The organism is Palleronia aestuarii (assembly GCF_003253995.1).
GTDB classification, from domain to species: Bacteria; Pseudomonadota; Alphaproteobacteria; order Rhodobacterales; family Rhodobacteraceae; genus Palleronia; species Palleronia aestuarii.
Genome location: NZ_QKZL01000007.1, coordinates 153503 through 174602 on the forward strand (window position 1 = coordinate 153503; position 21100 = coordinate 174602).

Here is a 21100-nt window from a genome sequence, read left to right on the forward strand (position 1 = left end):
GCCTGCTCCGCCGCCGGCCATTCGGCCAGGTGTCGTTGTGCCGCGGCGGCGTCGGATCCCGGGGGCCATCCTCTCTGCGGTCCCTGCGTGACGCCGCGCTTCATCGGCTCGGAGATCTACCGCGGATCGAGCTACGGAACACTCCATCCCCTGCGGATCCCGCGCGTCTCCACCGTCATCGACCTCGCCCGGGCCCTGGGGTGGCTGTCGTCGGAGCGCTATCTCACCTCGCCCCGCGCCAAGCCCGCGGCGCTCGCCGCCTGGCACGATCCCGTCTATCTCGACGTCCTGCAGCGCGCGGAGCGGGAGGGGACGGTCTCCGACGAGATCCGCCTGCGCCACAATCTCGGCACCGCGTCGAACCCGGTCTACCCGGAGGTGTTCCGCCGCCCCGCGACGGCGGCCGGCGGCTCCATCATGGCGGGCGGGCTCCTTGCTGCGGGGGGACGCATCCACAATCCCGGCGGCGGGACGCATCACGGGTTGCCCGACCGCGCCAACGGCTTTTGCTACCTGAACGATCCCGCGCTCGCGATCCTGAGTCTGCGCCGGGCGGGTGCCACGCGCATTTCCTACGTCGATATCGACGCGCATCATTGCGACGGCGTGGCGCACGGATTCGCCGACGATCCGGAGGTGCAGATCGTCTCCACCCACGAGGAGCGGCGCTGGCCCTTCACCGGGCATATCGAGGAGCGCGGCGCGGGAGAGGTCTGGAACCTGCCGGTCCCGCGCGGCTTCAACGACACGGAAATGGCGGCGATCCGCGAGCGGGTGATCCTGCCGCGCGTCGCCGCGTTCCGGCCGGATGCGATCATCCTGCAATGCGGCGCGGACGCGGTCGAGGAGGATCCGCTCTCCCGCCTTGCGCTGTCGAACAATGCCCATGCCGACATCCTCCACGGCCTGCTGCCGATGGCGCCGCGCTTCCTGCTGCTCGGCGGGGGCGGCTACAATCCCTGGTCGGTAGGTCGGCTCTGGACGCGCATGTGGGGCGAATTGTCGGAGGCGGAGATGCCCGACATCCTGCCGCCCGCGGCCGAGGCCGTGCTGCGCGGGCTCGAGTTCCGGCACAACCGGCTGGGTCGGAACCCGCCGGAGCACTGGTTCACCACGCTCGTCGATCCGCCCCGGCCGGGTCCGCTCCGCCCGGACGTCGCGGACCGTATCGCGGCGCTCGAGGCCCGCGCGCGCGTCTGGGTCTGAGCGGTTCACGAGGCCGCCTTCTCCCGGTCCAGTGCCGCCTTGCACCGTGCCACCGCATCGCGCGAGGCGGCGGCGAGGAGGGAGACGTCGTTCGAACAGACGATCAGGCGGTAGCCGTCGCGCCCGAGCGCGCCGCAATCGCGCGCGCCCTCGATGCCGCCGACGAGCATGTCCGCCTGCGACGCGGCCTCCTCCACCCGTGACATCGCCGCGACCACGTCCGGCGCGTCGAGTTGCTCGAAATGGCCCATGGAGCCTGCGAGGTCGTTGGGCCCGATGAAGACCATGTCGATCCCCTCGACCGCCATGATCTCCTCCGCCGCCTCGACCGCGTCGCGATGCTCGATCTGCACGGCGAGGAAGACCTCCTCATTGGCTTCCGCGCCGTAGAGCGGCCACGCGCCGTAGCCCGAGGCCCGGACGATGGACGCCGCGTAGCCCCGCCGTCCCATCGGGGGGTAGCGGACGAAGGAGGCGATGTCGCGGGCCTGCGCGACCGAGTTCACCATCGGCACGATCAGCGACCGCGCGCCCCGGTCGAGCGCCCGTTTCAGCGTCGCCTCCGACGGGTCGGGCACGCGGACCATCGCGTCGCCGCCCGAGGCCTCGACCGCGCGGATGAGGCCCAGTCCCTCCTCGAGCCCGGCCGCGCCATGCTCGCAGTCGATGACGAGGACGCTCCAGCCGGTGCGTACGAGGATCTCGGCCACCTCGGGGGATCCGGTCTCGAGCCAGGCTGCGATGATCGTCTCCCCGTCCCGCAACCGGCGCTTCACTCCGTTCCGCATCGCACGTTCCTCCTGCTGTCCTCTGCCTCGACCATCCGACGTCGCGCAGGGCGCTGCAACCGCTTCCAACTCGGCGGGCGGTACGCCAGTGTCGGGCCGAGATTCGCGCGCCCCCGCGATGCGGCGCGCGGCGCAATGAAAGAAGGAACCCCGCCCCATGTCCCACGACGCCATCCTCGCTGCCTGCGGTCTGGACCGCGACCGGATCACCGGGGGAACGCTCGCCGTCACCACACCCGTCGACGGCAGCGAGATCGCCCGGGTTCCGGTCACGGACAGGTCCGGCGCGGAGGCGGCGATCGCCCGGGCGGCGACGGCCTTCGAGGTCTGGCGGCAGGTCCCCGCGCCGCGGCGGGGCGAACTCGTGCGGCTCCTCGGCGAGGAATTGCGGCGGGAGAAGGAGAACCTCGGCCGCCTCGTGACGCTCGAATGCGGCAAGATCCTGCAGGAGGGCCTCGGCGAAGTGCAGGAGATGATCGACATCTGCGACTTCGCCGTGGGCCTGTCGCGACAGCTCTATGGCCTGACCATCGCCTCCGAGCGCCCCGGCCACGCGATGCGGGAGAGCTGGCATCCGCTCGGTGTCGTGGGCATCATCACCGCCTTCAACTTCCCCGCGGCGCCGTGGAGCTGGAACGCGGCCATCGCGCTCGTCTGCGGCGACCCGGTGATCGCGAAGCCGTCGGAGAAGACGCCTCTGACGCAGCTGGCGATCCAGGAGATCTGCGACCGTGCTCTGGCGGCCTTCGGGGATGCGCCGGAGGGCCTCATCCAGACGCTGATCGGCGGGCCGGAACTCGGTGAGGCGCTGACCGCGTCGCCGGACGTGGCGCTCGTCTCCGCCACCGGCTCCGTGCCGATGGGCAAGGCGGTCGCGGGCGACATGTCGAAGCGCCTCGGCAAGACCATTCTGGAGCTTGGCGGCAACAACGCGATGATCGTGGCCCCCTCCGCCGATCTGGAGATGGCCGTGCGCGCCATCGTCTTCTCCGCCGTGGGTACGGCCGGTCAGCGCTGCACGTCGCTCAGGCGGCTCATCGTGCACGAGGACATCTACGACGAGCTCGTCCCGCGCCTCGTGAAAGTCTACGAGGGGCTCGCCATCGGCTCCCCGCTGGAGAACGGTATCCTGGTCGGGCCGCTGATCGACGCCGCCGCCTTCGACGCGATGCAGGCCGCGCTCGATACCGCCCGTGCGGAGGGCGGCACGGTCCATGGCGGCGGCCGGGCGATGGGAGAGACCTATCCCGACGCGGCCTATGCCACACCCGCCATCGTCGAGTTGCCCGCGCAGGGCGAGATCATGCGGCAGGAGACGTTCGCGCCTATCCTCTACGTCGTGAAATATCGCGAGATCGGTGATGCCATCCGGATCCAGAACGACGTGCCGCAGGGACTTTCCTCCTGCATCTTCTCGACGGATGTGCGGGAGACGGAGCTCTTCCTTTCCGCGCAGGGCTCCGATTGCGGCATCGCCAACGTCAATATTGGCCCCTCGGGCGCGGAGATCGGCGGGGCCTTCGGCGGCGAGAAGGAGACGGGCGGCGGCCGCGAAAGCGGATCGGATGCGTGGCGCGCCTACATGCGCCGGCAGACGAGCACGGTGAACTATTCCACCGAATTGCCGCTCGCGCAGGGCATCTCCTTCGAGATCTGAAGAGGTGGCACGGCGCCCCGCCCCCCGGATCCTCTGGCGCGAGACGGCGCCCGAGGACGCCTCCTACCCTCCCCTCGAGGGGACGCTCGACGTAGATGTGGCCGTAATCGGAGGCGGGTTCACCGGAATCTCGACGGCCTACCACCTGGCCGCCTCCGGTGTCACCGTCGCGGTGCTTGAGGCCGAGACGATCGGCTTCGGCGGGTCGGGGCGCAACGTGGGGCTCGTCAATGCCGGGCTCTGGATGCCGCCCGACGCGGTCGAGGCGGAACTCGGTGCGGAGGAAGGGGCCGCGCTGAATGCCCGGCTGGCCGACGGACCCACTCTGGTCTTCGAGCTAATCGAACGGCTGCAAATCGAATGCGAGGCGGTGCGGCAGGGCACGCTTCACCTGGCGCATTCGCCCTCCGGTCTGCGCGACCTCGAGGATCGACATGCCCAGCAGCGCACCCGGGGATCACCGGTACGGCTTCTCGATGCGGAGGAGACGGCGCGGCGCACCGGCTCGACGGCCTTCCACGGGGCGCTCTGGGACGCGCGCGCGGGGACGATCCAGCCACTCGCCTATGTCCAGGGACTGGCCCGCGCCGCCGCCGCGCAGGGCGCACGGATCTGCGAGCATTCCGTCGTCGAGAGCACCGTCCGCGATGGCGGCGCCTGGCGGCTCGTCACGCGGAACGGAATTGTGCGGGCCCCGCGCCTCGTACGGGCCACGAACGCCTATGGCACGGGCGGCGGCGGCCCGAACCCGATCATCGCGGCGCATTACTTCCAACTCGCGACCGCACCGCTAGCCCCGGCGGAGCGGGAACGGATTCTCGCGGGGGGCGAGGGATGCTGGGATACGGCGACGATCATGTCGTCCTTCCGGATGGATCGGGCGGGCCGCCTGATCCTCGGCGCACTTGGCGATCTTGGCGGCGCAGGAGGCTCGGCGCATCGTGGCTGGGCGAAAAGGAAACTTCGCCACCTTTTCCCACGGCTGCGCGATCTCGACTTCGAACACGCCTGGACAGGGCGCGTGGCGATGACGTCGGCGCACCTGCCGCGGGTGGAGCGGCTGGGCGAAGGCGCCGTGTCTATCTTCGGATATAGCGGCCGCGGGATCGCACCCGGTACCGTCTTCGGACAGGCGGCCGCCAACTGGGCCACCGGACAGGGAACGTTCCCGGTGGTGATTACCGACCCGGTTCGCGAACCGCGTGCCGCGCTTCGGTCCGCCGCCTACGAAAGCGGCGCCACGCTTTTTCACCTCATCGATTCTCGCCGGAGCGCACCGATCGGCCCGGACCGAGGGACCTGATCCGGCCGCTAGTCGAATAGACCGCGCCGGTTTCGAAGACCTATCTTTCAACACGAACGGGCCGTTACCCGATCCGATAATCGGTCCGCGACCGTACGATCGGTAAAGATTCCCTGAACGTGCGGCAGGTTATCCCGGTATCCGACGGCCGCGTCGCCTGTCTGGAAAGGTTTCCGGGCTCGGCGATCTGGCCGTCGGACCTGACCCCCAGAGGTTTCGAACCCGGCGCCCTCCTCCAACCCTGACCGCCCGCGCAGCGCGCAGGCCTCGCCCCGGACATCCTACCGACCGACCGGATCATTCGAACCTTTCCGCCGAAAGGCGCGTGTTCGGGTCTCGAAACGTCAAACGTCACCTGCCGGCTTCCCGGCGGGCGATCCGCCCTGAAAATCAGACGGAAGGACGACATGCCACGGATGAAGTACCAATCGGAAACGAAGTACCTGCCGCCTGGCGAACCACATTACCGCGACATCACGCTGATGGTCGATCCGGGCAACGGCGGTGGCCGAATCGAGATTCAGGTGATGGATGCCAGCGGCGATACCGAAGCCGCCTGGTACACTCCCGAGGACGGGGCGACCTACCAGGTCAAGGGCGCCTTCGCGGTCCGTCGGGCGAACACCCCCCCCATGCGCATCATCAGCTTCAACGGCGCAAAATTCGAGGTTATCGGCAAATGAGCGATTCAATCCACCTGGGATCCATTTTTCTCAAGCGTAGCGTGACGGCCGGCGCGGGGACGATGATCCCGGTCATTTCGATCTCCCCCACGACAGGTGTCGTCGAGAGCACGATTCCGGGCGCGCCGCATCCGTGGAAGGTGAACGATGTCACCGTCACTGGCGTGACGGAGAACCCGACGACGCTGGCAGAACTCGGGGCCAATGCCGGGGACGTCATTTCTGCAAAGATCAAGAGGTATTCCGCCCAGGCCATCGTTCCCGATCTCCCGGAGGTCTCACCGCCATCGGATAACCCGATCATCATCACGATCAATGCCACCTTCGATCCCGCGAGTCCCACCGATCAGACCGAGATCCGTCTCGTCGCGCCGGAGACTGCGGATGCCACGGCCAAAGTCAGTCTCGATGCACTGACACTCGACTCCCGCGATATCCGCGCAGAGGTCATCGAACGCGACGGTGATCTGGTCCTGCCGCAGTCCACGGCGGGCGTCCTCCAGGCTGAATGGCGGATCTCCACCGACGCCGGATATTTCGTCACCACCATCGAAACGACCGTTACGGCAGCGACGGCCGAAGAAGAAGCCGATGCCGGCACCCCCGTCACGGACGGTGGAACCGATAACGCGACGGATCAGGTCGAGGCGCCGGGCTCCAATGTGCCGGGCAATGATCTTCCCACGATCACCTCCGAGCCCAGCTTCGAACCCGCGCTTCCCAAGACGGGCCAGACCGTCTCGCTGCTCCCGCCGACCGTCGACTCGCAGACGGCCTCGATCACGCTGAAGAGCGTTCTTGCCGGCGGCATCGATGTCACCGGTCAGGTGCGCGAAATCTCCGGGACGCAAACGATCACGGTTTCCGCGCCGGGCGAGCTCGTTGCCACGTGGCGCGTCGCGGATGGCGGAGCGGAACTCGCCGTCGAGGCGAAGGTCGTCGTGTCGTCCAGTGCCGGCGCCGATCTCGAGAAGGCGAGCGTGATCGTGCACAGGGTCGACGACGTCGCGCCATCCGGAGCGATCTTCGAGATCAAGGACATTTCCGAAGACGTCTACGCCACGGCGGGATTCGTCTGGGAATTCTCCGATGGCGGCGATTACAAGGCGTTGCGCGATGGCCATCCGTGGAAGATCGACGGCAAACGCTGGTGCCTCACGCCGAAGGCCGTTCGGGTCTTCGAGACGCCGGGTCAGGTCAAGTGGACACTCGATATTCACTACAAGGGCCAGCATCGTCGTCTGTCCGGTTCGCTCGACGTGCGCGATCCGGCAACGGTCGTTCCCGATGCCAACCGCTTCCACGTATCGCCTTCCGGAACCTTCCCAAAAGGTGCCGCCAATACGTTCGCGAGCTTCGATGCGGCGCAGAAGGGTGCGCTCGCCCGATCGAAGGACATCAAGTCCCCGGTGGCGATCCTGTTCCGGGCGGGCGAAGAGCATTCCGCAGGCTTCATCGAGGCTGCCGACGGTTTCAAGAACGGATTGTGGATCACGCGGTACGGCGATGGCGTCAATCCGCTGCTCAAGCCGCGCAGCGATCAGGGCAGCATTCTGACCCTCCGGTCGTTCCAGGGCGTCAAGACCTCGGGGCTCGACTTCAAGGCCGGATGGGACCAGTCGACGGAGACCAACTCGCTCGACAAGCTCTATGACGGGATCGCGGTCGAGAACTTCAATCGGCACGATTACCGGACGAACCTCCTCCTGCACGATTGCCGGTTCGAGGGCTGCCGCTTCGGCGTCAACATGACGGTTTCGGTCACCAATCAGGACGGAAAGGCGGTTGATTTCGGCTATCACAGCGGCACGGCCGTGCTCTCGGAACTGCAGGCGATCCGTCCCGACACGAAAGGGTGGTCGAGCCTCGACTACAACTTCTACGGCGCGGCGGAGCGGATCGGTTTCTGCGGAATACGATCAAACCAGCATCCCGATGCGCTCGGCGGCGGTTACGGCAAGAACAACACCCACAACCAGCACGGGATCGTGCGCCTGGTTTCCGCAAGATCGGCGGTCATGTGGGCCTTCGACGGCGACTCGAAGGTCGGCTGGACCAAGGTCGGCTCCAACAAGGACGGCGGTTTGCTGAAACAGATCCCGGCCCACCAGCCCGTGATCCGGTGGGGTGCCTCGGGGTGGCTGCTCGGGTCCGAAAGCTGCCTCGGCGGGGCCGTGGCGGAAGGTGGATCCGGCATCCATGTCGGGACCTCGTCGAGCAATGCTGTTTCCCGTCCCGGTCGCCACACGATCTGCAACAATCTCGTCGTCGCGTCGGCGAACAGCATGTCGGCCATCACCGCGGCCTATGCGGGGACGAGCGTGCATACGAACATCGTCATCTGTCCCGATTCCCGCCCGGAATATTACAGCGGGTTCCAAAACTTCATCCAGCTCTGGGGTCCGGGTACGCAGGACGAATTCGGCAGTATCGACTTCAAGTTCTGGGCCTTCAGCAACTCGCTCATCAACCTCAACGGCAAGCCCTGCAACAAGGGCAACGTCGCGACCGGTGGCGCGGTCAAGGAGATCATCGTCTCCAACAACCTCGTCCATGCCCCGAAGGAGTATACCGGCGCGGTCACGTCGCATGGTCCGCTCGACGACACGGTGATCCTGCAGCCGCAATACAAGGGTCACCGCTGGGCGGACTCGCCGAAGCTCGACACCGCCTACGCCACGCCGGCCAACACGGTGTCGCTCTACCGGCCACTGGAGGGTGCGGGAGCGATCGGAGCGGCGGATCCCGCCAAGCCGGTCTCCGAACTCGATTTCTTCGGTCGGCTCAGGGGCGCCGTGAAGAACATCGGCGCGATTTGAACGCGGATCCCGGTACCCGGCGACGCCGCAGCGCATCTTAATTGTCAGAACCAGACCGGCCCGTGCGATCCTCGCGCGGGCCGATTGCGCATGTCGGCGACCGGGTCCCTACTTGAGCTGGCTGTCCTTACTCGCGCGGCGATTGATGCCGGCCGCAGGTCTTTGGCGAGCGTCCCGCTCGGATTGACACTCGATGCAAAGCTGAACGCCCGGGCGGGCCGCCCGGCGGGGTTCCGGGATCGGCTCCTCGCATTCGGCGCAATGGGTACGCGACGCTGCACCCGTGGGGACCTGGCGGGACCTGAGACGGGCGAGTTCGTCGGCGACCGACGCCTCGATCTGCTCGTTCACCGCACCGTCGCGTGCCCAACCGCCTGCCATGTCCGATCCTCCTGCCAGTACCATAGGAATATCACCCGGGGATGGCAACGCGCGGGGCTGGACCTCCCCTCGGGGGGGGCGTAGGTCGGCGCCATGACGTCGTTCGTTCCCGGCTTTGCGCTCGGGCTGTCCCTCATCGTTGCCATCGGTGCGCAGAATGCCTTCGTCCTGCGACAGGGTCTCGCCCGCGCGCACGTGTTCCCCGTCTGCCTCACCTGCGGGCTTTCCGATGCCCTGCTTATCGCCGCGGGCGTCGCGGAGTTCGGCTGGGTGGTTTCGTCCGCGCCGTGGATCGAGCCCGTGTTCACCTGGGCGGGGGCCGCGTTCCTCGCCGTCTATGGCGCGTCGTCGATGCGTCAGGCGCTGCGCGGAACCGCCGTGCTCTCGGTCGAGGTGCGCGCGGCCGGGCGGCTGCCGGCGGTGCTCGCGACATGTCTCGCCCTGACCTGGCTCAACCCGCATGTCTATCTCGACACGGTGGTGCTGCTCGGATCGGTGGCCAGCACCTATCCCGACCGGCTCCAGTTCGCGCTCGGCGCGATCACGGCCTCCTTCGCCTTCTTCTTCGCGCTGGGCTACGGCGCGCGGCTCTTGGCGCCGCTCTTTGCGCGCCCTGTCGCGTGGCGCGTGCTCGACGGGATCGTGGGCCTCACCATGTGGACCCTCGCCGCCATGCTGCTGCTGAAATGACCCCCCGGGAGAGCCGTCCGGCCGCGGGATTTCTCTGGATGCTCGCGACGAGCTTCCTCTTCGTCGGCGTGACGGCGGGGGTCAAGCATCTGGGCGACCGCGTTCCGGCCCCGGAAGCCGCGTTCCTGCGATATCTTCTCGGGCTCGTCTTCCTGCTGCCGATCATGGGAGGGCTGCGCAGGGCGCGGATCGGGCGGCGGGCCATGTCGCTCTTTGCCCTGCGCGGCTTCATCCACGCCCTGGGCGTGATGCTCTGGTTCTACGCCATGACGCAAATCCCGCTCGCGGAAGTCACGGCGATGAATTACCTCACGCCCGTCTACCTGAGCCTTGGTGCCGCGCTCTTCCTGGGCGAGCGGCTCGCCTGGCCGCGGATCAGCGCCATCGTCGCGGCGCTGATCGGGGTGGCCATCATCCTCAGGCCCGGGTTCCGGGAGATCGACCCCGGCCATCTCGCCATGCTCGGGACGGCGATCTTCTTCGCCGCCTCGTACCTCATCGCGAAGATCATGACGGATACGGTGGCCCCGTCCCTCGTCGTGGCGATGCTGTCGATCACGGTGACGATCGGGCTCGCGCCCTTCGCGATCGCCGTCTGGGTCTGGCCGACTTGGAACGAGATGGGCTGGCTCCTGCTCATCGCCTGCCTCGCGACCTCGGGGCACCTGACGATGACGCTCGCCTTCCGCGCGGCGCCGATCACGGTGACGCAGCCCGTGACGTTCCTGCAGCTCGTCTGGGCGACGATCCTCGGCTACGTCATGTTCGGAGAGGCGGTCGACATCTACGTGATCACGGGCGGGCTCATCATCATCGCATCGGTGGTCGTCATCACCATCCGCGAGGCGCGGCGGCCGAAACCGCCGCAACCGCCGATCGCGCCCTAGAAGACGATCGAGGCGAAGGCTGTGTAGAGCGCGCCGGCCGATACCGCGAAGGCCAGGAGCATCAGGATCCCGTCGCGCAGGACGAGGGCGAGACCGATCGCGGCGATCGCCCCGTGCGGCAGGGCGGCGGCGAGGGGGACGAATTCGAGCGGCGGCACGATGCAGGCGAGAACGGCGCACAGGATCGCGGCGACGCGGTTCGCAGCCGGGCCCGTCAGGATTTCCAGGCGGTTTCCGAACCACCGGTCGAGCCGCCGGGCCGGACCGCGCATCCATTCCACGGCGGAGTGCAGCCTGTCGTCGTCGACGGCACGGGACTTGATGATGCGGGGCATCCAGACCCGGTCGCGCCCGAGGGCGATCTGCACCGCCACGATCAGGACGATCAGCGCGAAGAACGTGGGCAGGGTCGGGATCGCGGACAGGGGCGAGACGCCAAGGATCGCCGGCACGAACAGAAAGACGCCGCTGCCGCGATGGCCGAGCTTGTCCATGACGTCGGCGACGCTCACCGTGTCCTCGCTGCCCGCAAGATCGTCGAGATCGTCGAGAATGCCCCCGATGCCGTCCTGAGCCATGTTCGCGCCTCCCGCAGCCTTGCGCGGATCCGTCCGCGCCTCGGCGCCGTCAGTCGCGCGGATCGGCGAGGCGTGCAAGGACGGACGCACGGCTGACCTGACCGATGAGCTCTCCGGCCTCCGTCACGCCGATGGGCGCGTCGCTCTCGCCGGTAGCGGAGATCACGGTCCGGATGCCGGTTTCGGCGTCGAGCGTACGGTCGGGCGCACCCGCCGCGGGCTCCATCGCGTCGCGCGCGGTCAGGACGCCCAGGGGATTCATGTGGGCTACGAAATCGGCGACGTAATCGTTGGCGGGCGCCTTGTAGATGTCGCGGGGCGTGCCGTGCTGGACGATGCGCCCCCCTTCCATGATCGCGATCCGGTCCCCGAGCCGGAACGCCTCGTCGAGGTCGTGGCTGACGAAGAGGATGGTCCGGCCAAGGCGGGATTGCAGATCGACGAGCTCGTCCTGCAGCCGCGTGCGGATGAGCGGGTCGAGCGCGGAGAAGGGCTCGTCCATCAGGAGGATCGGCGCGTCGGTGGCGAAGGCGCGGGCGAGGCCCACACGTTGCTGCATCCCCCCCGACAGTTCGCCGACGCGGCGATCGGCCCAGTCCCCGAGGCCCACGAGGTCGAGCTGCTGCCGCACCCTTTTGTGCCGCTCGCGGCGCTTGAGGCCGCCGAGCTCGAGCCCGAGGCCCACATTCTCCGCCACGCTGCGCCAGGGCAGGAGGCCGAATTGCTGGAACACCATCGCCACGTGGCGCAATCGCAGGCGCCGCAACTCCCGGCCCCTGGCGCGCGTGACGGCGATCTCCTCCCCTCCGGCCCGGACCAGGACCTCGCCGCGGGCGATGGGGTTGAGCCCGTTGACCGCGCGCAGGAGCGTGGACTTGCCCGATCCCGACAGCCCCATCAGGACGAGAATCTCGCCCTCCGGCACGTCGAGGGAGCAATCGTGGACACCGAGGACCTGCCCCGTCCGGGACTCGATCTCGCGCCGGTCGAGGCCCTCGTCCATGAGCGGCAGGGCCGCCTCGGCTTCGTCGCCGAAGACGATGGAGACGGCCTGGAACGTGATCGCGGCGTTCACTTGCCCTTCACCCGCAGCATCCGGTCGAGCACGATCGCCACGACCACGATGACGAACCCGCTTTCGAAGCCGAGCGAGGTGTTGACCTGGTTGAGGGCGCGCACGACCGGCACGCCGAGACCGTCCGCGCCGACGAGCGCCGCGATCACCACCATCGAGAGCGACAGCATGATCGTCTGGTTGAGCCCCGCCATGATCTGCGGCAGTGCGGAGGGCAGTTCCACCTTCCACAGAAGCTGCCGCCGGGTCGCACCGAACGCCTCCGCCGCCTCGACGAGCGGGGCGGGCGTGGAAGAGATCCCGAGATGCGTGAGCCGGATCGGCGCGGGCAGCACGAAGATCACGGTCGCCATGAGGCCCGGCACCATGCCGATGCCGAAGAAGACGATGGCCGGGATGAGGTAGACGAAGGTGGGCAGCGTCTGCATCAGGTCGAGCACCGGGCGCATCCAGGCGTAAAGCCGCGGCCGGTGCGCCGCCGCGATGCCGATGGGAACGCCCAGCGCCATGCAGACGACGCAGGCCGACAGCACGAGCGTGAGACTTTCCGCCGTCTCCTCCCAATAGCCCTGATTTAGGACGAAGAGGAAACCCAGCGCCACCAGGAGACAGGTCTGCCAGCGCCGTTGCAGCGCCCAGGTCAGCGCCACGAACACCGCGATGACCACGATCGGATGCCAGGCTGCGGGGTAGAGCGGCACCGGCTCCGCGCTGCCGGTGAGCCAGCCGATCCCGGGCGGCGAGAGAAAGAGCGCGAGGAGCGCGTCGATCAGCGTCTCGAGAAAGATCGCGAGGGTGTCGAAGACGAAGGCGCCGTTGTCCTGCAGCCAGTCGAAGATCCGGCCCGCGATGGCGCCCACGGGGATCTTGTGGTCGGTCAGGAAATCCACGTGTCCGGCCCCGTCATCTCTCGCCCCTGCCTCGGTTCGGTCCGACCATGGCCGGATCGCGGGGCAAAGGGAAGCATTCCCGCGCTTCTGCATGGTCCGGGAATGCCATGGACGCGAGGAGGCGAGCATCTTGTCGCCGAATGGCACCGATGTAGGGTGTACGTCGCGCGTCCATGTCTAAATAGGAGGGAATTCCGACCAATGAGGACGACGACGATGACCAGCAGACGCACGTTTCTGACCATGACGGCCGCGACCGGCGCCGCGATCACGATCCTGCCCTTCGCCAGCCGGGCCCAGGGCGGCGGAGAGAACGTCTTTCCGACCGATAGCGGTGAGATCGTCGTCCATCCGATCGAGCATGCGAGTTTCGTGATGGAGACACCCGTGGGTGTCATAATCGTCGATCCGGTCGGGGATCCGAGCCTCTACGCGGACTTTCCCGATCCCGACCTGATCCTCATCACCCACGAGCACGGCGATCATTTCAACCAGGAGACGCTCGACGCGATCTCGAGCGCGCGGACCCAGATGATCGTCAACACCGCGGTCTACGACATGCTCCCCGAGGCGATGCGCGCGATGACCCAGCAGATGGGCAACGGCGAGACCACGGACGTGCTCGGCTTCGACGTGGAGGCGGTGCCCGCTTACAACATCACCGAAGGACGGCTCGACTATCACCCGATGGGCCGCGACAACGGCTACATCCTGTCGATCGACGGCCTGCGGATCTACATCGCGGGCGATACCGAGGGGACGGAGGAGATGCGCGCGCTCGATGAGATCGACATCGCCTTCGTGCCGATGAACCTCCCGTTCACGATGGATGCGACCCAGGCCGCCGACGCCGTCGCGGCCTTCGCCCCGGCCTATGTCTACCCATACCATTACCGCGGCCGCGACGGCGGCACGCAGGATCCGCAGGAGTTCGCGCAGCTCCTCGGGGAAACGGATGCGGGGACGGAAGTGCGGATCGGGGAGTGGTATCCGAACGGCATGGGCTGATCCCGGCTCAGAGCACGTGCGCGGCCCGGGGCGTCGCCCGGCGGAGATAGACCTCGACGAGCACGAGGTAGGGCAGGTAGAAGGCGAAGACCTGCACGCGGTCGAAAGGGCCCGTCAGGCCTTCGTTCGACCAGAGGCCGCCGGTGACCGCGTACCAGAGCACGTAGTGGACGCGGAAGAGCCACGATCCGAGGATGAGCACGGCGAGGCGGAGCGCCCAGCGCCGATGGGCCGCGAACTCACCGGCCCGCGCCCGGCTTATCGCCATGATCGCGGCGAGGCCCAGGAGCAGGCCGTAGATCGCGAAGCCCGCATCCATGACCGGACCGCCGATCGTGCCGCGCGTGCCGATGAAGACGAGGCCGCCCAGCGCCGCCACGAGCCCGAGCGTCACGATCCCGCGCCCCGTCCAGCGATGGAGCGCGGGCCAGCGGCGGCGCAACGGGGGCAGGATCTGCAACGGCACCGCGAGGGTGATCGCGGCGCCTGCGAGCATGTGGAGGGAGAGCCCCGTCTCCGCCACCGGGGCGCGGCCCGCGAACAGGTAGCTCTCCGACCCGAGATCGCCTGTGAGCGACCGCCACCCGAACGCGGCGGCGTAGAGAATGAAGGGGACGACCGCGAGACCGAAGACGACCGCGCCCGCGATCGCGAGGATGCGGGTCCGGCGACGCTTCGAAACGGACTGCTCGATCATCCTTCGCCCCTGAGCTTTTCTGGGGATCGTAATCGCGGGCTTGCGAAGTTCCAGATCGCCGCGCCGAAAGGTCGCCATCCGTCAGGTGCCGCTGACGGGGCCTCGCCTCCCTCCGACGCTTCTGCGAGAAGGCGCCACCGCTTCCCGTGCGGCCCGCGCGAAAGGACGAACCGATGCGAGACCCTCTGCCCCTCAGCCGCGACCTGGTGCTCGTGGGCGGCGGGCATGCCCATGCGCTCGTGCTGAAATCCTGGGGGATGAAGCCGTTGCCGGGCGTGCGGCTCACCCTCGTCAATCCCGGCCCGACGGCGCCCTATACGGGGATGCTGCCGGGCTTCGTCGCAGGCCACTACACGCGCGACGACCTTGAGATCGACCTCGTGCGGCTCGCGCGGTTCGCAGGCGCGCGGATCGTGCTCGGACGGGCCGTGGGCCTCGACCGGGCGGCCGGGGAGATCGCGATCGAGGACGACATCCTCGGGATGCGCCATATCGGCTACGACGTGGCCTCCCTCGATATCGGCATCCATTCGGAGATGCCGGACCTACCGGGCTTCGCGGAGCACGCCGTTCCGGCAAAACCCCTCGCGCGGTTCGCCGAACGCTGGGCGGCCCGGCGGGAGGCGGGCGAAACCGGGCCCATGGCCGTGATCGGCGGGGGCGTCGGCGGCGTGGAGCTCGCTCTGGCCATGGCCTTCGCGACCGGTGGCCGCGTGACGCTCATCGATGGGGGACGGATCCTCTCCGGCGTCGGACCGGCCGCACGAACGGAACTCCTCCGGGCGCTCGACCGGCATGGCGTCGAGCGGGTCGAAGGCGCCGAAGTCGTGGCGATCACGGGCGACGGCGTGACGCTCGCCGACGGACGGGAGATCGCGGCCACCTTCGTGACCGGCGCGGCGGGGGCGCGGCCGCACGACTGGCTGCGAAAGACCGGGCTCGACCTGCACGAGGGCTTCGTGCGGATCGACCGTCACCTCCGGTCCATTGGCGATCCGGCGATCTTCGCGGCGGGCGATTGCGCGCATATGGATTTCGCGCCCCGTCCGAAGGCCGGCGTCTTCGCGGTCAGGCAGGCGCCCGTCCTCGCGGAGAACCTGCGCGCGGCACTCTCGGGGGGGCGGCTCCGCAGCTACCGGCCGCAACGCGACTACCTCAAGCTCGTCGCCACGGGGGAGAAATCCGCAGTGGCCGACAAGTGGGGCCTGCGCCTCTCGGGGCCCTGGCTCTGGCGTTGGAAGGACCGGGTCGACGCGAAGTTCATGGCGAAACTGAGGGATCTGGAACCGATGGCGCCGCCGCCCCTGCCCCGTCGGCATGCCGAGGGTCTCGCGACGCTCACGGCACAGACGCCCTGCGGCGGCTGCGCGGCGAAGGTCGGCCGCGCCACGCTCGGGGCCGCGCTCGCGGCACTTCCGGGGGCCGCGCGCGATGACGTCGAACTTGGCGCGGGCGACGACGCCGCGATCCTCCGGATCGGCGGGGCGCGGCAGGTGCTGACGGTCGATCAGCTCACCGGCGTGACGGAGGACCCGGCGCTTCTCGCCCGGATCGCGGCGCATCACGCGATGGGCGACTGCCTCGCCATGGGAGCCGTCCCGCAGGCGGCGCTGAGCCTCCTGACGCTGCCCCGCGCCTCGCCGCGGATAGAGGCCCGAATGCTCGCGGAGATCAGCGCCGCCGCGGGGGCGGTCTTCGTCGATGCCGGCGCGGCCGTGGTGGGCGGGCACAGCGCCACCGGACCCGCGCTCGCGATCGGCTACACCGTGACCGGCCTCCTCGAAGCGGAGCCGCGGGCGCTCGGCGCCGCGCGGGCGGGCGACGTTCTGCTTTTAACCCGTCCGCTCGGAACCGGCATCCTGCTCGCGGCCGAAATGGCGCTCGCCGCCCGCGGGCCCGATGTGGCGGCGGCTTGGCGGCAGATGGCCGCGCCGCAGGCCCCGCTCCTCAAGGCGCTTGCCCCCGCCCATGCGATCACGGACGTGACCGGATTCGGGCTGGCCGGGCATCTCATGGGACTTCTCGACGCCTCCGTCCTCGCCGCCGATCTCGACCTGGGTGCGCTGCCGCTTCTCGACGGCGTGGCGGCCCTCCTCGACCGGGGCGTCCGGTCGTCGCTCCACGCGTCGAACCGTGCCGCCCTCGACCGGATGCGGATGCCCGAGGACACCCGGAGCGAGATCCTCTTCGATCCGCAGACGGCGGGCGGCCTTCTCGCGTGCCTTCCGGAGGGGGAAGCTGAGGCCGTCCTGCGCGCGCTCCGGGCGGCGGGGGGGCGCGCTTGGCGGATCGGGCGACTGACGGAGGGGCCGCCGGAGATTCGCGTCGCCTGATCTACGCCACCCCGCCGATCGTCGCGACGATCCGGTCGGCGAGACGCTCCAGCGCATCCTCGTCCAGCGAGTCGGTCTCGAGGGTCGCAAGGCGGTCCGGCTCGCCACGCGCGCGCTGCTTGGCGTATCGCGGGTCGTAATGCCATTCCATGAGCTCTCCCGCGAGCTCCGCATGCAGCCCCTTCGCAGCGAGACCGCGCCATGCCGCGACCCGCGCCGTGCCCTGGAGCCGCGTCAATCCTTCGAGGATGGCGTGGAGCCGGCCGGGATCCGATGCGAACATCGTGTAGGTCCGCGCGAGGTAATCGGCCCGGGCCGCGCGGGGCGCCTCGATCGTCAGCCGCGGCGCGCGGCGCATGGCGGCCCAGAGGGAGGGCGGCACGCTGCGGTCGCCGATCTTGCTCGATTCGGCCTCGACGAGGACCGGGCGAGCCGGATCGAGGCTGCGGATCCGCTGCGCCAGGGCCGATTCGAACGCCTTCTGCGACGGCTGCGGCCCCATCCCGCCAAAGACGGAGCCCCGGTGGTTCGCGAGCCCCTCGAGATCGAGGATCTGCAGACCGCGTGCCCGCGCGAGATGGAGAAGATCGGTCTTGGCGGTCCCGGTATACCCGTCGAGGAGGACGACCTTCGCCGGGAAGGGCGCGTCGTAGAGGGCCGTCTTCACCAGGACACGGTAGCTGCGATAGCCGCCCTCGAGCACGGACACGCGCCAGCCGATCTGGCCCAGGATCACGGCGAAGGAATTCGAGCGTTGCCCGCCGCGCCAGCAATAGACGAGCGGGCGCCAGCCGCCGTCGTGGCCGGCGAGCGGTCCCTCGATATGGCGCGCGGCGTTGCGCGCCACGATCGCGGCGCCGATCTTGCGGGCGAGAAACGCGCTCTGCTGCACGTAGATCGTGCCCACGCGGGCACGTTCGTCATCGTCGAGAACGGGAAGGTTCACCGCGCCCGGGACATGATCTTCGGCGTATTCCGACGGCGAACGCACGTCGATGATCGCGTCGTGGTCGGACGTGGCGAGGCTTTCGAGATCGGGGGGCGCGAAGGGCATGGCGCGGTGTATCGCGCGCGCGGTTGGCTGAAAAGTCGCGAACGTCGCATGCCCCTCCTGCGGCAGGAAGGTCACGCCTGCGCCATCTCGCCCTATGCGTGTGCTCACATTCCCGTCGGGGACTATCGGCAAGGGTATGCGACAGGTAGGCTTCTCGTCGACCGAACACGGATCGAGGCTCATGACGCGCAGTTTGACATCTCTTCTCGCCACGGCGGCGCTCTCTATCCTTGTCGGGGGGAGCGCCGAGGCGGCGCAGTGCGGCAATACGGCCGCGGGCTTCGAGCCCTGGAAGCAGCAATTCGCGCGGGAGGCCGCGGCGCAGGGGATCGGCGCGCGGGGCCTGCAGTCGCTCGCCGATACCCGCTACGCACAGGAGACGATCGCCGCCGACCGCGACCAGCGGAGCTTTCGCTATTCCCTCGACCGCTTCCTCGAAATCCGGGGCGGGCCCACGATCGTGTCGCAGGGACGCCGCCGCAAGGCGCAGCATCCCGACTTCTATGCCGCTCTCGAACGGGATTACGGCGTTCCGGCGGGCGTCCTGCTCGCCATTCACGGAATGGAGACGGGCTTCGGCAACTTCATGGGCGACAGCAACGTCGTCTCGTCCATCGTGACGCTGGCCTACGATTGCCGGCGGTCGGACTTCTTCACCGGCCATGCGCTGGCGGCGCTCGCCCTCGTCGATCGCGGATCGATCTCGCCCGCGACGACGGGTGCGCGCCACGGGGAGGTCGGGCACACGCAATTCCTGCCCGGCAACGTCCTGCGCTACGGCGTGGACGGGAACGGCGACGGTCGCGTGGACCTGACGAACGTCGTCGACGCGATGGCCTCCACGGCGAATTTTTTGCGGCAGAAGGGCTGGCGTCCCGGATTGGGCTACCAGCCGGGCGAGCCGAACTTCCCTGCGATCGAGGCCTGGAACGCCGCCTCGGTCTACCAGCAGGCGATCGCGCTTCTCGCGGCGCAGATCGACCGCTGAGCCAATTGGCTCAGGTCGCCGCGCGCCGCAGGTCGCCCAGTTGCGGTACGGGAAGCGGCGCGTCGGGAGAGAAGATCGTGTGCCGCCCCCGCCCCTCCTGCTTCGACTGGTAGAGCGCCCGGTCGGCATCGGCCATCATCCGTTCGGCCTCCGGCTGCGCATAATCGGTCGAGATCGCGGTGCCGAGGCTGCCCGAAATCCGGCAGGGCCGCCCTTCGAAAAGGACGGGGCGCTCTAGCTTCTCGATCATGCGTTCCCCGATTCGCTCGAGCGCCGTGCGATCGGTCATCGCGTCGAAAAGGACCACGAACTCGTCTCCGCCGACGCGGGCCACCGTATCGCAGCTGCGCGTGACCTCGTTCAACGCGCGCGCCACGGCCTCCAGCACCAGATCGCCCGCGGCGTGACCTTCGGTGTCGTTGACCTGCTTGAAGAAATCCAGATCGACCCGGCAGAGGGAGAAGGGCACGTTGTCGGCGAGCATCCTGCGCAGAACGGTCTCGAGCGCGCGGCGGTTGCGCAGACCGGTCAGCATGTCGGTCACCGCCTGCTCCTCGGCGGCGGATTTCGCCCCTTGCAACCGGTCGATCAGGCGACGCGATTCCGCCATCGCGGCGGCCTTCGCCTCGATGAGATAGAGCATGTCGACGGTCATGTCCGTCGGGCTGAAATCGCTGTTGGTCAAACCGCCGCCGCCGAGATCGGAGAGCTCGGAGAGGGCGAGGGTCAGGTTGATGAGCGCGCCGCCATCCTCCGAGAGCGACACGAGAACGCCGCGGAACTGCACGCCGCGCCCCTCGAGAAGACGCAGGTGGAGCCGGCGCCCGACGGCACCGAGAAGGCTCTCGGCATCCACGATATCGGCGGGGCGGGAGACGGCGAAGACCTTGAGCGCAGAGCGGCCCATGTAGCTCCGCGTGCCCGCCTGCCGTCGGAAGGCCGGGCCGACATGGATGATCCGTGCGGAGCGATCGAGAAGGACATGCATCGGCAGCAGCGTGTCGAGCGCCTGCGTCTGCATCCCGACGACGCTCATATCACACTCGCCAGCTCGAAGCTGCGCCCTTCGGCGAACGAGGTCGACAGGACAGCGATCTCGATCGTCCAGGCCCCGTCCACGGGGCCGTCTGCGAGATCGAGAAAGACCAGGGCGCCGTAATCGTCGGCCAGCGCGCGCAACACGCCGAGAATCACGTGGACCATGCCTTCCGGTGTCGCTCCGCAGCGCAGCCGGTACCGATCGGGTTCAAGCTCCGCCAGTTCCAGCGTCGGGATCACCAGGTCCGGAACCGCGAGCCGCACCCGGTCCGGCAAGTCGTCGAGCGAATCGAGGAAATCGACGAAACCCGCACCACCGAACCGCAGGAGCCGCCGAATCCGGGCCATGTTCGGGTGCGACACGAGATAGATGCCCAGATCCTCGAGCAGATCGGCCCGCGGCTTGCGCAACACCCGCGTCGCCGCGTCGATCACCGTCAGCGTGACGGAATCATCGTAGTCCAGCATCGCCTCGAAGGACGTGAAATCGAGCCGCGCGACCTCGGCCACCCTCATCCATCGCGCCGAGCCGTAGACATCCTCCACAAAGCTCTGGAGCGACCTGTTCATCAATCCGTGCATGTGCTGATCCCCATCCTCACGGGTGCGGGGTAGCATCGCGAACTTAAGGTTTTGCTAGCGCGCCCCGTCCAGCCATGGGTCGGTCGCGCCGGAACGCCACGTCACGCTCATGTCCAGTGCATCTCGTCGCCGCCTGGAAGCGCGGCGCGTGCCTGCAGGACGCTGTCGAGGGGCAGCCCCTCGGCCTCGCAGAATTCCCGAACCCGCCGATCGTCCTGCGCAAGGAAGTCGAGAACTGCCGCAAGGAAATCGGGATCGTTTACTTTAGCGCGAACATGAACCAAATCCGTACCTGTGGAGTTGAGGAACTTATGGAACAAACCGTCCCGTCCAACGATCCAATCCAAGGCACGCGCTGCCACTGTCTCGGCATGATCTCGCCGCATCCTGACCTCAATTCTCACTGCCGAAAGATTTTGTTAAGCGCGTTTGTGAGAGGGTAC

At 68.3% G+C, this 21100-nt stretch carries 20 protein-coding genes; 10 read left to right on the forward strand and 10 right to left on the reverse strand.

What is annotated here, in order from left to right; translation table 11 throughout:
- The first annotated feature begins 87 nt into the window (after nt 1-87).
- Entirely contained in the window at nt 88-1206 is a 1119-nt protein-coding gene (locus LX81_RS10730) for an acetoin utilization protein AcuC (RefSeq protein ID WP_111537308.1), read from the forward strand.
- A 5-nt stretch (nt 1207-1211) separates the two neighbouring features.
- On the opposite strand, the gene LX81_RS10735 is transcribed toward LX81_RS10730, so the two are convergent.
- Nucleotides 1212-1994 (reverse strand): HpcH/HpaI aldolase family protein, encoded by a 783-nt coding sequence (locus LX81_RS10735; RefSeq protein WP_111537309.1) that lies wholly within the window; start codon nt 1992-1994, stop codon nt 1212-1214.
- Between the two features lie 157 nt (nt 1995-2151).
- Here LX81_RS10735 and amaB point away from each other — a divergent pair, with 157 nt between their 5' ends.
- The 4 genes from amaB (at nt 2152) to LX81_RS10755 (ending at nt 8456) form a co-directional block, all read left to right on the forward strand.
- Nucleotides 2152-3651 (forward strand): L-piperidine-6-carboxylate dehydrogenase, encoded by a 1500-nt coding sequence (gene amaB / locus LX81_RS10740; protein WP_111537310.1) that lies wholly within the window; start codon nt 2152-2154, stop codon nt 3649-3651.
- A 4-nt stretch (nt 3652-3655) separates the two neighbouring features.
- The gene (locus LX81_RS10745; RefSeq protein ID WP_111537311.1) at nt 3656-4954 is read left to right on the forward strand and encodes an NAD(P)/FAD-dependent oxidoreductase; all 1299 of its coding nucleotides are present in this window, start codon (nt 3656-3658) and stop codon (nt 4952-4954) included.
- Nucleotides 4955-5361: 407 nt separating this feature from the next.
- Nucleotides 5362-5637 (forward strand): hypothetical protein, encoded by a 276-nt coding sequence (locus tag LX81_RS10750; RefSeq protein WP_111537312.1) that lies wholly within the window; start codon nt 5362-5364, stop codon nt 5635-5637.
- A complete protein-coding gene (locus LX81_RS10755; RefSeq protein WP_111537313.1) occupies nt 5634-8456 on the forward strand; it encodes a hypothetical protein in 2823 nt (940 codons plus the stop codon). The genes LX81_RS10750 and LX81_RS10755 overlap by 4 nt, the downstream gene beginning before the upstream one ends.
- 108 nt (nt 8457-8564) lie before the next feature.
- Here the strand turns inward: LX81_RS10755 and LX81_RS10760 are convergent, their stop codons facing one another.
- Nucleotides 8565-8837 (reverse strand): DksA/TraR family C4-type zinc finger protein, encoded by a 273-nt coding sequence (locus tag LX81_RS10760; RefSeq protein WP_111537314.1) that lies wholly within the window; start codon nt 8835-8837, stop codon nt 8565-8567.
- Nucleotides 8838-8930: 93 nt separating this feature from the next.
- Here LX81_RS10760 and LX81_RS10765 point away from each other — a divergent pair, with 93 nt between their 5' ends.
- Together LX81_RS10765 and LX81_RS10770 are read left to right on the forward strand one after the other, a co-directional pair.
- Nucleotides 8931-9527, forward strand: a complete 597-nt coding sequence (locus LX81_RS10765; RefSeq protein WP_111537352.1) for a LysE/ArgO family amino acid transporter — start codon at nt 8931-8933, stop codon at nt 9525-9527.
- Nucleotides 9528-9565: 38 nt separating this feature from the next.
- The gene (locus LX81_RS10770) at nt 9566-10414 is read left to right on the forward strand and encodes a DMT family transporter (protein ID WP_234822567.1); all 849 of its coding nucleotides are present in this window, start codon (nt 9566-9568) and stop codon (nt 10412-10414) included.
- Here the strand turns inward: LX81_RS10770 and LX81_RS10775 are convergent.
- The 3 genes from LX81_RS10775 to choW are packed head-to-tail and all read right to left on the reverse strand — an operon-like array spanning nt 10411 to nt 12957.
- On the reverse strand, nt 10411-10992 hold the full coding sequence (locus LX81_RS10775) for an exopolysaccharide biosynthesis protein (protein WP_146259412.1): 582 nt from the start codon (nt 10990-10992) through the stop codon (nt 10411-10413). The genes LX81_RS10770 and LX81_RS10775 overlap by 4 nt on opposite strands.
- A 49-nt stretch (nt 10993-11041) precedes the next feature.
- Nucleotides 11042-12067: a choline ABC transporter ATP-binding protein gene (gene choV / locus LX81_RS10780; protein WP_111537317.1), complete on the reverse strand. Its 1026-nt coding sequence runs from the start codon at nt 12065-12067 to the stop codon at nt 11042-11044.
- On the reverse strand, nt 12064-12957 hold the full coding sequence (gene choW, locus LX81_RS10785) for a choline ABC transporter permease subunit (protein WP_111537318.1): 894 nt from the start codon (nt 12955-12957) through the stop codon (nt 12064-12066). Before choW ends, choV begins: the two co-directional genes overlap by 4 nt.
- A gap of 216 nt (nt 12958-13173) precedes the next feature.
- Here choW and LX81_RS10790 point away from each other — a divergent pair, with 216 nt between their 5' ends.
- A complete protein-coding gene (locus LX81_RS10790) occupies nt 13174-13965 on the forward strand; it encodes an MBL fold metallo-hydrolase (RefSeq protein ID WP_111537353.1) in 792 nt (263 codons plus the stop codon).
- Nucleotides 13966-13972: 7 nt separating this feature from the next.
- On the opposite strand, the gene LX81_RS10795 is transcribed toward LX81_RS10790, so the two are convergent.
- Complete coding sequence (locus LX81_RS10795; protein ID WP_111537354.1) at nt 13973-14662, reverse strand: DUF2306 domain-containing protein; 690 nt, start codon at nt 14660-14662, stop codon at nt 13973-13975.
- Nucleotides 14663-14835: 173 nt separating this feature from the next.
- Here LX81_RS10795 and LX81_RS10800 point away from each other — a divergent pair, with 173 nt between their 5' ends.
- Nucleotides 14836-16995 carry a selenide, water dikinase SelD gene (locus tag LX81_RS10800; RefSeq protein ID WP_111537319.1) on the forward strand — a complete coding sequence of 720 codons (2160 nt, stop codon included), beginning with the start codon at nt 14836-14838 and terminating at the stop codon, nt 16993-16995.
- A 1-nt stretch (nt 16996) separates the two neighbouring features.
- Here the strand turns inward: LX81_RS10800 and mnmH are convergent, their stop codons facing one another.
- Nucleotides 16997-18049 (reverse strand): tRNA 2-selenouridine(34) synthase MnmH, encoded by a 1053-nt coding sequence (mnmH, locus tag LX81_RS10805; RefSeq protein WP_111537355.1) that lies wholly within the window; start codon nt 18047-18049, stop codon nt 16997-16999.
- 181 nt (nt 18050-18230) lie between these two features.
- On the opposite strand from mnmH, the gene LX81_RS10810 reads away from it, so the two are divergent.
- Nucleotides 18231-19037, forward strand: coding sequence for a lytic murein transglycosylase (locus LX81_RS10810; RefSeq protein WP_111537320.1), 807 nt, complete (start codon nt 18231-18233; stop codon nt 19035-19037).
- Between the two features lie 10 nt (nt 19038-19047).
- Here LX81_RS10810 and LX81_RS10815 read toward each other — a convergent pair whose 3' ends face one another.
- The 3 genes from LX81_RS10815 to LX81_RS10825 all read right to left on the reverse strand — a co-directional run bounded on the left by LX81_RS10815 (nt 19048) and on the right by LX81_RS10825 (nt 21043).
- Nucleotides 19048-20073 carry a GGDEF domain-containing protein gene (locus LX81_RS10815; RefSeq protein WP_111537321.1) on the reverse strand — a complete coding sequence of 342 codons (1026 nt, stop codon included), beginning with the start codon at nt 20071-20073 and terminating at the stop codon, nt 19048-19050.
- Nucleotides 20070-20657 (reverse strand): heme NO-binding domain-containing protein, encoded by a 588-nt coding sequence (locus tag LX81_RS10820; RefSeq protein ID WP_111537322.1) that lies wholly within the window; start codon nt 20655-20657, stop codon nt 20070-20072. The genes LX81_RS10815 and LX81_RS10820 overlap by 4 nt, the downstream gene beginning before the upstream one ends.
- Before the next feature lie 107 nt (nt 20658-20764).
- On the reverse strand, nt 20765-21043 hold the full coding sequence (locus LX81_RS10825; protein ID WP_111537323.1) for a DUF3572 domain-containing protein: 279 nt from the start codon (nt 21041-21043) through the stop codon (nt 20765-20767).
- Nucleotides 21044-21100 lie beyond the last annotated feature (57 nt).